At 72.2% G+C, this 13047-nt stretch carries 16 protein-coding genes; 7 read left to right on the top strand and 9 right to left on the bottom strand.

All coding sequences use genetic code 11. The features are described from left to right. Positions 1 to 483 (top strand): HAD-IA family hydrolase (locus AOJ26_RS33290; protein WP_159044448.1); only part of this gene is annotated, 483 nt, incomplete at its 5' end. Here AOJ26_RS33290 and AOJ26_RS33285 read toward each other — a convergent pair. Both AOJ26_RS33285 and AOJ26_RS33280 read right to left on the bottom strand, forming a co-directional pair. Then, on the bottom strand, positions 463 to 1236 hold the full coding sequence (locus AOJ26_RS33285; RefSeq protein ID WP_053852093.1) for a sulfite exporter TauE/SafE family protein: 774 nt from the start codon (positions 1234 to 1236) through the stop codon (positions 463 to 465). The two genes, AOJ26_RS33290 and AOJ26_RS33285, sit on opposite strands and share 21 nt — an antisense overlap. 76 nt (positions 1237 to 1312) lie before the next feature. Next, positions 1313 to 2500 (bottom strand): thiolase family protein, encoded by a 1188-nt coding sequence (locus AOJ26_RS33280; protein WP_053852092.1) that lies wholly within the window; start codon positions 2498 to 2500, stop codon positions 1313 to 1315. Between the two features lie 87 nt (positions 2501 to 2587). Between AOJ26_RS33280 and AOJ26_RS33275 the strand changes: the two genes are divergently transcribed. The 6 genes from AOJ26_RS33275 to AOJ26_RS33250 are packed head-to-tail and all read left to right on the top strand — an operon-like array spanning position 2588 to position 6019. After that, positions 2588 to 3388, top strand: a complete 801-nt coding sequence (locus AOJ26_RS33275; protein ID WP_053852091.1) for an alpha/beta hydrolase — start codon at positions 2588 to 2590, stop codon at positions 3386 to 3388. Positions 3389 to 3432: 44 nt separating this feature from the next. Further along, positions 3433 to 3690, top strand: coding sequence for a WhiB family transcriptional regulator (locus AOJ26_RS33270; RefSeq protein WP_053852095.1), 258 nt, complete (start codon positions 3433 to 3435; stop codon positions 3688 to 3690). Beyond that, the gene (locus AOJ26_RS33265; RefSeq protein WP_053852090.1) at positions 3687 to 4166 is read left to right on the top strand and encodes a Dps family protein; all 480 of its coding nucleotides are present in this window, start codon (positions 3687 to 3689) and stop codon (positions 4164 to 4166) included. Before AOJ26_RS33270 ends, AOJ26_RS33265 begins: the two co-directional genes overlap by 4 nt. Positions 4167 to 4202: 36 nt before the next feature. Then, entirely contained in the window at positions 4203 to 4535 is a 333-nt protein-coding gene (locus AOJ26_RS33260) for a DUF3140 domain-containing protein (protein ID WP_053852089.1), read from the top strand. Beyond that, positions 4532 to 5179 carry an endonuclease gene (locus AOJ26_RS33255; protein WP_053852088.1) on the top strand — a complete coding sequence of 216 codons (648 nt, stop codon included), beginning with the start codon at positions 4532 to 4534 and terminating at the stop codon, positions 5177 to 5179. Before AOJ26_RS33260 ends, AOJ26_RS33255 begins: the two co-directional genes overlap by 4 nt. A 45-nt stretch (positions 5180 to 5224) precedes the next feature. Then, a complete protein-coding gene (locus AOJ26_RS33250; protein WP_053852087.1) occupies positions 5225 to 6019 on the top strand; it encodes an SAM-dependent methyltransferase in 795 nt (264 codons plus the stop codon). Between the two features lie 4 nt (positions 6020 to 6023). Here the strand turns inward: AOJ26_RS33250 and AOJ26_RS33245 are convergent, their stop codons facing one another. The 7 genes from AOJ26_RS33245 to AOJ26_RS33215 are packed head-to-tail and all read right to left on the bottom strand — an operon-like array spanning position 6024 to position 12959. Further along, positions 6024 to 6713 carry an SDR family oxidoreductase gene (locus tag AOJ26_RS33245; protein ID WP_053852086.1) on the bottom strand — a complete coding sequence of 230 codons (690 nt, stop codon included), beginning with the start codon at positions 6711 to 6713 and terminating at the stop codon, positions 6024 to 6026. Further along, positions 6710 to 7582, bottom strand: a complete 873-nt coding sequence (locus tag AOJ26_RS33240) for a cupin domain-containing protein (protein ID WP_053852085.1) — start codon at positions 7580 to 7582, stop codon at positions 6710 to 6712. Before AOJ26_RS33240 ends, AOJ26_RS33245 begins: the two co-directional genes overlap by 4 nt. Continuing rightward, positions 7579 to 8931, bottom strand: coding sequence for an amidohydrolase family protein (locus tag AOJ26_RS33235; RefSeq protein ID WP_053852084.1), 1353 nt, complete (start codon positions 8929 to 8931; stop codon positions 7579 to 7581). Before AOJ26_RS33235 ends, AOJ26_RS33240 begins: the two co-directional genes overlap by 4 nt. Positions 8932 to 8953: 22 nt before the next feature. Continuing rightward, positions 8954 to 9964 (bottom strand): alpha-ketoacid dehydrogenase subunit beta, encoded by a 1011-nt coding sequence (locus AOJ26_RS33230; RefSeq protein WP_053852083.1) that lies wholly within the window; start codon positions 9962 to 9964, stop codon positions 8954 to 8956. Then, positions 9952 to 10929, bottom strand: a complete 978-nt coding sequence (locus AOJ26_RS33225; RefSeq protein ID WP_053852082.1) for a thiamine pyrophosphate-dependent dehydrogenase E1 component subunit alpha — start codon at positions 10927 to 10929, stop codon at positions 9952 to 9954. The genes AOJ26_RS33230 and AOJ26_RS33225 overlap by 13 nt, the downstream gene beginning before the upstream one ends. Next, the gene (locus tag AOJ26_RS33220; RefSeq protein WP_053852094.1) at positions 10916 to 12274 is read right to left on the bottom strand and encodes a M24 family metallopeptidase; all 1359 of its coding nucleotides are present in this window, start codon (positions 12272 to 12274) and stop codon (positions 10916 to 10918) included. Before AOJ26_RS33220 ends, AOJ26_RS33225 begins: the two co-directional genes overlap by 14 nt. 52 nt (positions 12275 to 12326) lie before the next feature. Further along, positions 12327 to 12959, bottom strand: coding sequence for a helix-turn-helix domain-containing protein (locus AOJ26_RS33215; protein WP_053852081.1), 633 nt, complete (start codon positions 12957 to 12959; stop codon positions 12327 to 12329). Positions 12960 to 13047: the final 88 nt, after the last annotated feature.

The following is a 13047-nucleotide window of genomic DNA, read 5'->3' as shown; positions in this document are numbered from 1 at the left end:
GTCGGCGACGAGGCCGAGGCGGTCGATGTCGTCGTCCTCGGAGGTGCCGGGCCCGAGTTCGGTTACGCGGCGCTCAACCGTGCCTTCGGCCACCTCCAGCGCGGGGCCCGGCTGGTGGCGATGCACCGCAACCTGTACTGGCGTACCGCCGACGGGCTCCAGCTCGACGCGGGGGCTTTCCTGGCCGGTCTGGAGAAGGCGGCGCGGACCGAGGCCGAGGTCACCGGCAAGCCGTCGCCCGCGTTCTTCGAGGCGGCGCTCGCGCGGCTCGGGGCCGGGCCGGACGAGGCGCTGATGGTGGGGGACGACATCGAGTCGGACGTTCTGGCCGCGCAGCGTGCCGGGCTCACCGGGGTGCTGGTGAGGACCGGCAAGTACCTCCCGGAGACGCACCGCTCGGCCAGTGGCAGGCCCGACCACGTGATCGACTCGTTCGCGGACCTGCCCGTGCTGCTCGGCGCGTCAGCGCAGCAGGAGCTGTAGACCGCCCACGACCGTCGCCGCGATCACCAGCTGTTCGAAGAGCCGCTGGTTGATGCGGTTCACCGCCCATTTGCCGAGGAGCGCGCCGGGCACGACGAAGGCCACGAGGGCGAGGTCGAGCAGCAGCGAGTGCCCGTCGATCAGGCCGAGGCCGACGCTGAAGGGCACCTTGGAGACGTTGACGATCAGGAAGAAGAACGCCGAGGTGCCGAGAAAGCCGAGCTTGCGGAAGCCCGCGGAGAGCAGGTACATCGACATCACCGGGCCGCCGGCGTTGGCGACCATCGTGGTGAAGCCGCCGAGGACGCCGTAGGAGCGGGCCTTGACGCGGCCGGTCCGGGTGGCGACCGAGTCGGGTTCCTCCTCGGTGTCGGCCGTGCGTCGGCGCCAGACCGTGACCGCGGCCATGAACAGCAGGATCGCGCCGATCGACGTCCGTACGATCCCGTCGTCCGCCCATTGCAGGAACAGCGTGCCGGCGACCACGCCGACGGCGACCGCCGGGAACAGGCGCCAGAGGGTGGGCCAGTGGGCGTGCCGCCGGTAGGTGAGCACCGCGAGCACGTCCCCGGCGATCAGGATCGGCAGCAGCGCGCCGGTGGAGGCGCGGGCGGGCAGCACCGCGGCGAAGATCGCGAGGCTGACCGTGTTGGCCCCGCTCACGGCCGTCTTGGAGAAGCCCACGAGCAGGGCCGCGGCGGCGAGGGCGGCGAACTCCCAGCCGGAAATGTGCCAGAGCGTCATCGTGTTCATGCGGAGACCGATGCTAGATGCAGCCAACCGGTCCGGTAAGTGCCGTCTCGCCGAGTGGTCCTGTTGGCGCCCCGGGTCAGTGCCGTTCGACCAGGACCGCGCTGCCCTGTCCTACGCCCACGCACATCGTCGCCAGCCCGCGCGCCGCGCCCGTCCGCCGCATCCGGTGCAGCAGGGTGGTGAGGATGCGGGCGCCGGAGCAGCCGAGCGGGTGGCCGAGCGCGATCGCGCCGCCGGTCGGGTTGACCTTGTCGGGGTCGATGCCGAGTTCGTCGACGCAGGCGAGGGCCTGGGCGGCGAAGGCCTCGTTGAACTCGGCCTCCTCGATGTCGTCGATGCTCCAGTCCACGCGGGCGAGGGCCTTGCGGGTGGCGGGGACCGGGCCGATGCCCATCACGTCGGGGTGGACACCGGCCGAGGCGCCGGCGACGTAGCGGCCGAGGGACTCCAGACCCAGGTCGTTCAATGCCTCTTCGCTGACGAGGAGGAGTCCCGCCGCGCCGTCGTTCATCGGGGAGGCGTTGCCCGCCGTGACCGTGCCGCCGGCCCGGAAGACGGGCTTGAGGCGGGCCAGCTTGTCGTAGGAGGTGTCCTCGCGGATGCACTCGTCGCTGTCGACGAGCACGCCGTCGGGGCGCTCGACGGGGAGGAGTTCGTCGTCGAAGTGGCCGTTCTTGCGTGCCTCGGAAGCGAGTTGGTGGCTGCGCAGGGCGAACTCGTCCTGACGTTCGCGCCCGATGCCGTAGCGCTGGGCGACCTCCTCGGCGGTCTCGCCCATGGGCAGCAGCCCGTGCAGTTCCTTCATGGCCGGGTTGACCAGACGCCAGCCGAGCCGGGTGTCGTGGGTCTCGATGCGGTGCGGGAGGGCCTCGTCGGGGCGCGGCAGCACGAAGGGGGCGCGGCTCATCGACTCGGAGCCGCCCGCGAGCACGATGTCGGCCTCACCGGCGGCGATGGTGCGGGCGGCGGTGGTCACGGCCTCCAGTCCGGAGGCGCACAGCCGGTTGACCGTGGCGCCGGGCACGGTCTCGGGCAGTCCGGCGAGCAGTGCGGCCATGCGGGCCACGTTGCGGTTGTCCTCGCCGGCCTGGTTGGCGGCGCCCCAGTAGACGTCGTCGACGCGCGCCGGGTCGAGCGCGGGCACGTCGGCGACCAAGGCGCGGATCACGGTGGCGGCGAGGTCGTCGGGGCGTACGGCGGACAGGGCGCCGCGGAGCCTGCCGATGGGGGTGCGGCGGGCGGCCGCGAAGTGGACGGGGCGCACGAGGGAACTCCTGACCGTCGTCATCGGGGAACCGGACAGCTTTAATTAGCACCGCTAGTTTCGGACTATAGCGCAGCGGGAGCAGACATGGCCGATCACGTCCTCGCCGGCATCCACGGCCCCCTCACCGTGCGCGAGTGGCCGCACGACCGCCCCCGATACGTGGCGCTCGTGGTGCACGGGTACGGGGAGCACGTCGGCCGGTACGAGGAGCTCGCCGGGGTCCTCGCGGCGCACGGCGCGGCCGTCCTCGGACCCGATCACACCGGGCACGGGAAGTCCGTGGGCGAGCGGGCCCTGATCGAGGACTTCGAGGACGTGGTCACCGATGTGCACGCGGTCGCGGACCTGGCCCGGGGCGTCCACCCCGGCGTGCCGCTGGTCATGGTCGGGCACTCCATGGGCGGTCTGATCGCGGCCCGCTTCGCCCAGCGGTACGGCACCGAGCTCGCCGCGCTCGTGCTGTCGGGGCCGGTGATCGGTGCCTGGGAGCTGCCGGGGGCCCTGCTCGCCCTCGACGAGATCCCGGACACGCCCGTCAGCCCGGCCTCGCTCTCCCGTGACCCGCGGGTGGGCGCCGCCTACCGGGCCGATCCCCTCGTCTGGCACGGGCCGATGAAGCGGCCGACGGTGGAGGCGTTCGCCCGCACCCTGAGGACCGTGTCCGAGGGCGGCCGGCTCGGCCCGCTCCCGCTGCTGTGGCTGCACGGCGACGACGACCGGCTGGTCCCGCTCGCCGGAAGCCGCGCCGGGATCGAGGAGATCAGGGGGGAGGCGTGCACCGAGCGGATCTACTCCGGTGCCCGGCACGAGGTGTTCAACGAGACGAACAAGGCGGAGGTCTTCGCAGATGTGACGGACTTCATCGACAGAGTGCTCACACGCTGAGAGCGCCCTGTTTGCACGAGTACGCCCGGGGCACCCGCGCCCCCATGGAGTGGTTGCGTCGAGCGGCCTGTGTGGGAGAGGACCCCGAGCTGTTCTTCCCCGTGGGCACGCAAGGACCCGCGCTGCGGGACACAGCGGCGGCGAAGCGCGTCTGCGCCCGCTGCCCGGTCACCGCGGAGTGCCTCGATCTGGCGCTCGGCAGCGGGCAGACCTCCGGCGTGTGGGGCGGAACCTGCGAGCAGGAACGCGACGCACTGCTCCGGAGCGGCATCGACCATGCCAGAAGGAGGAGCACGGTATGACTGTGGTCAGGAGCACCCTGTCCGACTCGGCCCGCGAGACGGCCGGGGAGGCCCTGCAGAGCACCCTGGTGGATCTGATCGGCCTGTCGTTGATCGGGAAGCAGGCGCACTGGAACATCGTGGGCCCGCGCTTCCGGTCCATCCACCTCCAGTTGGACGAGGTGGTGTCGACGGCCCGTTCGTTCTCCGACACCGTGGCGGAGCGCGCCGCGGCCCTGGGCGTACCGCCGGACGGCCGCCCCGAGACGATCGCCGCCGCCTACACGCTGCCCGGCTCGAAGAGCGGCTGGATCCGGGACGACGAGGTCGTCCGGCTGATCGTGGAGACGCTGGAGGCGGCCATCGGCCGGCTGCGCGAGCGCATCGAGGCCACCGAGAAGGCCGATCCGGTCACCCAGGACCTGCTGATCGGCATCACCGCCGAGCTGGAGAAGCAGCGCTGGATGTTCGAGGCCGAGAACTGGCCCCGGGACTGACCGTCCCGAGAGAACACCCACGGAAAGGCGCATGCGATGACCGACGCTCTCGAACTCGACGCGCTGTGGGAGGACTTCCACCGCGCGGTGAACATGACCTCGCAGGAACTGGCCGCCTGGCTGCGGGTCAGCGACGCCGACGAGTCCGCCGAGCCGCTGCCGGAGCACGCGGGTGAGCCGACCGGGCAGCATGTCCTCGCGATCCTCCAGAAGCGGCGCACGGACCTGACCGACGACGACATCGCGGTGATGTACGAGGTCGTGGACACCGTCACCGCGGATGCCGACGTCGAGGACGAACCCCGGGCGGAGGACAGTGTCCGCAGGCACCGGCTGATGTCCGTCGGACACGACCCGCTCAGGCGGTGACCAGGGCGGAGCGCGTCGTACGGGAACTCGTCGGCGCGCACGGACGGACGTACGCCGCGGAGGCGGGCATCACGCTGAAGGACACACCGCAGCCCCTGTACCGGCTGCTGGTGCTGTCGCTCCTGCTCAGTGCCCGCATCCGCGGCTCCGTCGCGCTCGCCACCGCCCGCGAACTGCACCGGGCCGGACTGCGCGATCCCCGCGGCATGGCCCGGGCCGGTTGGCAGAAGCGGGTGGACGCGCTGGGCCGCGGCGGCTACCGGCGCTACGACGAACGTACGGCGACCCAACTCGGCGCCGGCGCGGACCTGTTGAGCGAGCGCTGGGGCGGCGACCTGCGCCGACTGCGCGCCGAGGCGGACGGCGACGTGACCGAACTGCGGCGCCTGCTCCAGGAGTTCCCCGGCATCGGGCCCGCCGGCGCCGACATCTTCCTGCGCGAGGTGCAGGACGTCTGGCCCGAGGTGGCGCCCCGCCTGGACGGCAAGGTGCTGGCGGGCGCCGAACGCCTGGGCCTGCCGAAGGATCCCGACCGCCTGCTCAGGCTCGCCGGTGACGTCCAACCGGCCGTCCTGGCCGCCGCGTTGGTGCGGGCGGCCATCGACGACGAGGTGGCCGAGGACAGCCTCCGCCGCGCCGGGTGACGTGGCACACTGCCCGCACATCCTGTCGAGCAGAGGAGCCTTCCAGTGACCGGGACCGATTCGACCGGGCGGCGGATCGACACGAGCAGGCCGCATCCGGCCCGGGTGTACGACTGGTTCCTCGGCGGCAAGGACAACTACCCCGTGGACGAGGAGCTGGGGCTTCGGATCACCGCGCAGGGGGACGCTCCCCGGCAGGCGCGCGCCAACCGCCGGTTCATGGAACGGGCCACCCGGGTCGTCGTACGGGAAGCGGGAATCCGCCAGTTCCTCGACATCGGCTCCGGCATCCCCACCGAGCCCAACCTGCACCAGATCGCCCAGTCCGCGGTACCGGACGCCCGGGTCGTGTACGTCGACAACGACCCGATCGTCCTGGCCCACGCGGCGGCCCTGCTGCACGGCACCCCGGAGGGGGCGACGCACTACCTCCAGGCCGACGCCCGCGAACCGCGGCGGATCCTCCAGGGCGCCTCCGCCGTCCTCGACTTCGATCAGCCCGTCGCATTGTCGCTGGTCGCGCTGCTGCACTTCATCTCCGACGAGGACGGCGCCCAGGAGCTGGTGGACACCTTGGTGGGCGCGCTGGCACCGGGCAGTTGCCTGGTGCTGTCGGCGATGACGGCGGACTTCGACCCGGAGAAGGTGAACGCGGGCATCGCCGCCTACACGGCGAGCGGGGTCACCCTGGTGGCCCGCTCGCACGACGAGGTCAGCCGGTTCTTCAAGGGACTTGAGGTGCTGGAGCCCGGCATTGTGTCCCTGTCGCGGTGGCGTCCGGACGAGCGGGAGGACGGCGAGCTCGTGTCGCTGTACGGGGCGGTCGGCGTCAAGCGCTGAGCCGTCACCCGAGCAGCCATCCGCCGTCGACGCTCAACTCCACCGCGTTGACCGAGCCGTTGCGCAGCAGGAAGTCCACGGCGTCCACCACGTCCGCCACGGTCGCGAGCCGTCCGGTCGGGGTCCTGGCCCGCAGGCCGGCGAGGACCTCCTCCGGCTTGGCCCGCCAGTAGGGGCTGTCCCCCACCACCCCGGGATGGATCGCGTTGACGCGGACCGGGGCGAGTTCGAGGGCCAGGGTGTGCATGAGCCCGCTCACCCCGGCGTTGACCGTCGCCACCGTGGTCGCGCCCGGGTAGGGCCGCTCCTTGGCCTGTCCGCCGAACAGCACGACGGCGCTGTCGTCGTGGAGCCGGGACCGCAGGGCGTGCACGACGGCGGTGTAGCCGACGAGCTTGAGGGTGACGAGGTGGACGGCGGCGTCGATGTCGTACGCGGCGACCCGGTTCTCGTCGCGGGAGATGCCCGCGATCACCAGGTGGTCGACGGTTCCCACGCCGCTCAGCGCGTCGACGATGCCCTTCGGCCGCGCGAGGTCCAGGGCGAGTCCCCGGGCGCCGATCTCCTTGGCCGCGGTGTCGGTGCGGTGGGCGTCCCGACCGGTGATCACCACCTCGTCGCCGCGCTCCGCCCGCACCCGGGCGAACTCCCGCCCGATGCCCGAGGTCCCGCCGACCACCACCACGCCGCTCATCGCGAAGCCTCCCTCAGGTAGTCCCAGTCCCGTGTGAACCGGTAGGAGTGCCGCACCGGCGGCTGCGGCGCCTGGGTCTCCAGCCAACGCAACGGCCCGTCACCGGCGTTGGCGAAGCCGTGCACACAACCGGCGCCCGCCCAGGCGCAGTCGCCCGGCCCGAGCCGGTAGCGCGAGCCGTCGAAGACCGCGTCCGCCTCGCCCTCCAGGAACAGGTAGGTCTCCTCGAAGGGGTGGTCGTGCGTGCCCGCCACGCCGTCGGGCGCGTACTGCACCATGAACATCGTCGAGGCCACCGCGCCCAGGTCGCCGTCGACCATCATCTTCACGGTGATCCCGCTGTAGACGAGCAGCGCGGTCCGCATGCTCGCCGACACCGCGAGCAGGTCCTGGGACTGCTTGCCGGGGTCCATCTGCGCGGGTTCGAAGTGTCCGAAGGACCGGGTGCGCGGGTCGCGGACGTCGACGCGGGCCGGCGGGCGCACCGGCCACGGGGCCACCGGCTGGGTGTCGTACCCGTACCGGGCCCGCGGCACCGGCGCGAGCATGTCCGCCCAGCGGGCGACGCCGTCCCCGGCGCCGCGCCAGGCGTGCGGCACGCCGGTCGGGAGCAGCCCGTAGTCCCCCTCCTCCAGCAGGTACGACCCCTCGGGCACATCGAGGACCACGGCGCCGTCCAGGACGTGGAAGCTCTCCTCGTACGAGTGCACATGGGCCGCGACGCCCCCGTCCGGGCGCAGCTCGCACACCCCGAAACCGGTGTGCGAGCTGCCGTCGGCCTCCCCGACCAACTCCCGCCGCCGATAGCCGTGTTCGTCGTACGACGGCGCCGGCGGGTCGGTGGCCCGGCGCACCAGGTGCCGTGTCACGCCCGGGCCTCCTTCGCGGCCAGCAGCCGGTCGCGGGACTCCTCGACCAGGCGCCGGGCCCGCGCCACGTCGGCCGTGAGCCTGCCGTCGCGCTTGCGGACGACACCGTCGACGATGACGGTGTCCACGTTGGAGACGTCGGCGCTGAGTGTCACGGCGGCGGTCGCGTCGTGCACGGGGGCCACGTTCAGGGCGGTCGCGTCGATCGCCACCACGTCCGCGCGCTTGCCCGGGGTGAGCGATCCGGTGCGGTCCTCCAGGCCGGCGACGTGGGCGCCGTTGCGGGTGGCGATCTCCAGCATCTGACGTGCCGTCAACATGGTTTCCGGGACCGGGACGTCGGCCTCCCAGCTCGCCGCGTTGGCGCGGGCGCGCTCGGCTCCGAAGGCCGCGCGGATCTGGGTGAACATGTCGCCGGGCACGGTGGTGACGACGTCGATGCTGAGCGAGGGGCGCAGGCCGTGCTCGATCGCCTTCATCACCGGCGGCCAGCCGTGCCCCATCTGCGTCTCCACCTGCGGCGCGATGGAGACCGTGCCGCCGCTGTCCGCGACCAGCCGCCACTCCTCGTCGCTCAGGTGGCAGCAGTGGATGTAGGTGGTGTCGGGGCCGAGCAGTCCGAGGTCGTGGAGCTGCTTGACCATGCCGAAGCGGCCGGCGAGCCGTCCCATGGCCACGTGCACGGTGATCGGGATGTCCAGCTCGCGGGCGAGGGCCCACTCGGAGGTGACGACGTCGCCCACGCAGAACCCGGGGCCGCGGGTGGCGAGGGCCAGGGTGAGCAGGCCGTCGTCGGAGTCGGAGGAGAAGTACTCGCCGCGGATCCGGCGCACGTCGTCGCCCGGGATGGCGATCTTGCTCTCGAACCAGTAGTCGGCGAGGGAGGTGTTGGCGCTGCCGTACGCGTACTGGGCGCGGATGCCGGTCTCCGTCAGGGCCCGGATCGCCGCGTCCGGGTGCTCGGGCGTGTTGTTGATGTGGGACCAGTCGACGAGCGTGGTGATGCCGGCGTCGAGGCACTCCAGGGCGCCCGCGAGGTTGGCCGCGTAGACGTCCTCGGGGGTGTAGAGGGGGGCGAAGGTGTCGAGGATGTCGACGAAGTAGTCGTCGAGGGTGGCGTCGGGTGCCACGTTCCGGATCGACGCCTCCCAGGTGTGGCGGTGGGTGTCGACGAAGCCGGGGATCACGATGCGGCCGGTCATGTCGAGGACTTCGGCGTCCGTGCTGATCTCGCGGTCCACGGCCGCGATCCTGCCGTCCTCGATGAGGACGTCCCCCCTCGGCAGGTCCCCGATGCCGGGGTCCATGGAGAGCACGTGTCCGGCGCGAAGGAGTGTCCGATGGGTCATCTCGCTTCCTCCTAGGGGGTGTTCAGTACGCGGCGAGGCTCCTGACGGCCGCCACGACCTTGTCGACGGTGGGGATGACCTGTTCCTCCAGCGCGTCCGCGAAGGGCAGCGGCACGCACTCCCCCGCCACCCGCCGCACCGGCGCGTCCAGCAGCCCGAATCCCTCGTCGGCCACGACGGAGACGAGGGTCGCCCCCCAGCCGCCCTGGTACGGGTTCTCCTCGACGACGACCAGCCGGGAGGTCCGCCCGAGCGAGGCGAGGACGGTGGCCGTGTCGAGCGGCACCAGGGTGCGCAGGTCGACGACCTCGACGTCGACGTCCTCCTCGGCGAGCCGTTCCGCGGCCGTCAGCGCGACCGGCACCATCGACGCAAGCGCGACCAGCGTCACGTCGGCCCCCTCGCGCACGACGGCCGCGCGGCCCAGCTCGACCAAGTGGTCCGGCGGCGCGGGCGCTCCCTTGCTCGCCAGCAGCCCCTTGTGCTCGAAGAACACCACCGGGTCGTCGCTGCGGATCGCGGCCGCCATCATCCCGACGACGTCGGCGGGGGTGGAGGGTGCCGCGATCTTCAGCCCCGGCACCGTCAGCGCCCAGTTCTCGGTGGCCTGCGAGTGCTGGGCGCCGAAACCGAGCCCGCCGCCGTTGGCGGTGCGCACGACGAGCGGCACGGTGACCTGACCGCCCGTCATGTACCGCACCTTGGGGATTTCGTTGGCGAGGTAGTCCCAGCAACAGGCCAGGAAGTCCGAGAACATGATCTCCGCGACGGGTCGCATCCCGGTCATCGCGGCTCCCATCGCCGCGCCCACGATGGCCTGTTCGGAGATCGGCGTGTCCCACACCCGCTCCGGCCCGAACTCCTTGTGCAGCCCGACGGTCGTCTTGAACACCCCGCCGGCCGCGCCGATGTCCTCCCCCAGGCAGACGACCGACGGATCGCGCCGCATCTCCCGGGCGATGCCCTCGGCGACGGCGTCCCGGTAGCTGATCCGCCGGGGGTCGGCTGCCCGCTCCCGCGTCACGTCCGCCATGCGGCACCTCCGTCGGCCCATACGTCGGTGAACGCCTCCCGCGGATCCGGCGGCGGGGCGTTCCTCGCGGCCTCGACCGCCTCCTGTACGACGGCCTGGGCGCGCTCGTCGGCGGCGGTGACCGTCTCCTCGGGCACCCCCGCCTCGACGAGCCGCCCCCGCGCGATGTCCAACGGGTCGTGCTTGAGCCAGCGTTCGACCTCCTCGGCCGGGCGGTAGGTCGCCGGGTCGGTGCGTGAGTGCCCGAAGTGGCGGTAGGTCTCGGCCTCCAGCACAGCGGGCCCGTCGCCGGCCCGGGCCCGGCCCGCCAGGCGTGCCACCGCCTCCCGGACGGAGACGACGTCGTTGCCGTCGACGACCTCGCCGGGGATGCCGTACGCGGCCGCCCGGTCGGCGGCGGGCCGGGGCACCGCGGTGACGTCGGCGATGGGCGTGTACTCCATGTACAGGTTGTTCTCGCACACGAACAGCACGGGCAGCCGCCACACGGCGGCCAGGTTCAGCGCCTCGTGGAAGGCGCCGATGTTGGTGGCGCCGTCCCCGAAGAAGGCGACCGCGAGCTGTCCGGTGCCGCGCAGTCTCGCCGACCAGGCGGCGCCGACCGCCATCGGGAGGTGGGCCCCGACGATGGCGTAGGAGCCGAGCATGTGGGTGGCCGCCTTGGTGAGGTGCATGGAGCCGCCCTTGGCCCGGCACAGCCCCGTGGCCCGCTGCATGAGTTCGGCGAGACATTCCTCGGGGGTGGCGCCCCGGGCCATGGCGTGGTGGTGGCCGCGGTAGGTGGCGAACACGTAGTCGTCGTCGCGCAGGGCGGCGCTCGCGCCGACCGCGATCGCCTCGTGCCCCGCGGCCAGATGGGTGGTGCCCTTGACCAGGCCCTGGAGGAACAGGTCGTGGGCGGCCTTCTCCGTACGGCGGATGAGGGCCATCTGCTCGTACAGGGCGAGGAGTTCACCGGTGTCCATCGCCGCTCCCCGGGTGCCTGCCGGCGGTCCCCGTGTTCAGGTGGGACTGCGCCTCGCGGGCGGTGTCGAGCTCGCCGCCCACCGTCCAGTACTTGCGGCCCGCGACCAGCAGTTCCTCCGCCGGGAACCTGGTGATGACCTCGCAGCCGTCGGCGGTGACGACCAGTTCCTCCTCGATCCGGGCGGCGGACCAGCCGTCGGCGGCGGGCCAGTAGGTCTCCAGGGCGAACACCATGCCCTCTTCGAGGACTTCGGGGTGGTCGAGGGAGACCAGGCGGCTGAAGACGGGCTTCTCCCAGATGGACAGGCCGACGCCGTGGCCGTACTGGAGGGCGAAGGCGGCGGTCTCGTCCGCGAAGCCGAACTCCTCGGCGCGCGGCCAGACTTGGACGATGTCGGCGGTGGTGGCGCCCGGCCGGACGAGGGCGATGGCCTGGTCCATGTACTCCCGGCAGCGGACGTACGCGTCCCGCTGGGCGCGGGAGGCGCTGCCGACGGCGAAGGTGCGGTAGTAGCAGGTCCGGTAACCGAGGTGGCTGTGCAGGATGTCGAAGAACGCGGGGTCGCCGGGGCGGATCAGGCGGTCGCTGTAGACGTGCGGGTGGGGTGAACAGCGTTCCCCCGAGATGGCGTTGACGCCTTCGACGTACTCGCTGCCGAGGTCGTAGAGCACCTTGCTGACCAGTCCGACGCACTCGTTCTCGCGGATGCCGGGGCGCAGGTGGGTGTAGAGCTCCTCGTAGGCCGCGTCGACCATCGCGCAGGCCTGGGCGAGCAGGGAGATCTCGTCGCCGGTCTTGATGCGGCGGGCCTCCAGGAAGACCTGCTGGCCGTCGACGACGTCGATGCCCTCGGCGCGCAGGGCGGCCAGGACGGGCATCTCGGCGACGTCGATCCCGAGCGGTTCGCCGGCGAGGCCGTGGGCCCGGAGCTCGGCGGCGATCTTCGCGGCGACGTCCTCGGCGATGCCGGCGTCCGGGTGGAAGGCGCCGCGCAGGGTGGAGATGCCGGCGCGGGCTCCGGTGGGCGGGCCTTCCTTGCCGTCACTGTAGTCGAGCCACGGGTTGTAGAGCTGGTGGTGGCGGGCGGCGGAGCCGAAGTCCCAGACGACCGGTTCGCCGCCGCGGACCAGCAGGGCGAAGCGGATCAGCTTGTCCATCGCCCAGGTGCCGATGTGCGTGGCGGTCATGTAGCGGATGTTGGCGAAGTCGAAGCTGAGCACGGCGCCCAGCTCGGAGCGGTTCAGCGTGTCGTGGAGCCGGGCCAGGCGCTGTCGGCGCAGCCGGTCCAGGTCGACGCGCTCTTCCCAGTCGACGGCATTGGGGCCGTATGTGCGGATCGCCATCGCGACCACCCCCACCGTCGAGTCAACGACCGTCCCCGGGGAGTGTCAAGTGTCACTGAACACTTCGGCTCGCCACGAACCAGACGCCCACGGCCGGTTCCTCGCCGTCGTTGCGGTAGCGGTGGGGGGTGGTGGACTCGAAGCAGACGGCGTCGCCGGGGCGCAGGACCCGGTCGTCGAAGCCGAGGGTGAGGACGAGTTCGCCGGAGGTCAGATAGCCGTACTCGGTGCCGGCGTGCCGCATCAGGGCGCCCGAACCGGAGGAGGAGCCGCCGGGCCGGTAGGTGACGAGCAGGAAGTCCACGTCCGTGCTGGGGACGTGCCCCAGCCGCTCCCACACCACACCGGAGTCCAGCTCCAGCACCTCCCGCTCACCCGGGGTGACCAGGGGTCCTATGCGCCGGCCGGGGTCGGCCGCGAAGGCTGCGAGGGCGTGCATGACGGGGCCCGCGGGCACCGCCGCGGTGGTCTGCCGCCCCTCGAAGAGGGACTCCACGGAGATGCCGAGGGCCGTGGTGATGGCGTACAGGGTGCTGACCGACGGCTGGCTCTTGCCGGTCTCTATCTGGGAGACCAGGCTCGCGGAGACCCCGACCTCCCGCGCGAGGGCACGCAGCCCCAGACCACGCTCCAGACGCGCCTGCCGGATACGCCCGCCGACGGACGGCACGGGTCCAGGGGACACGGACGCCCTCCTCTCATGTGCAGCCCCATTGAACAGCGCGGCCCATGGACACGGAAGAGGGGGTGGGGATGTGCGGAGAGGGTGGAGG

It is taken from the genome of Streptomyces sp. NRRL B-24085, assembly GCF_001282115.1.
Lineage (GTDB): Bacteria > Actinomycetota > Actinomycetes > Streptomycetales > Streptomycetaceae > Streptomyces.
The sequence above is the reverse complement of the archived record's forward strand: the minus strand, read 5'-3'. Positions and strand labels throughout refer to the sequence as shown.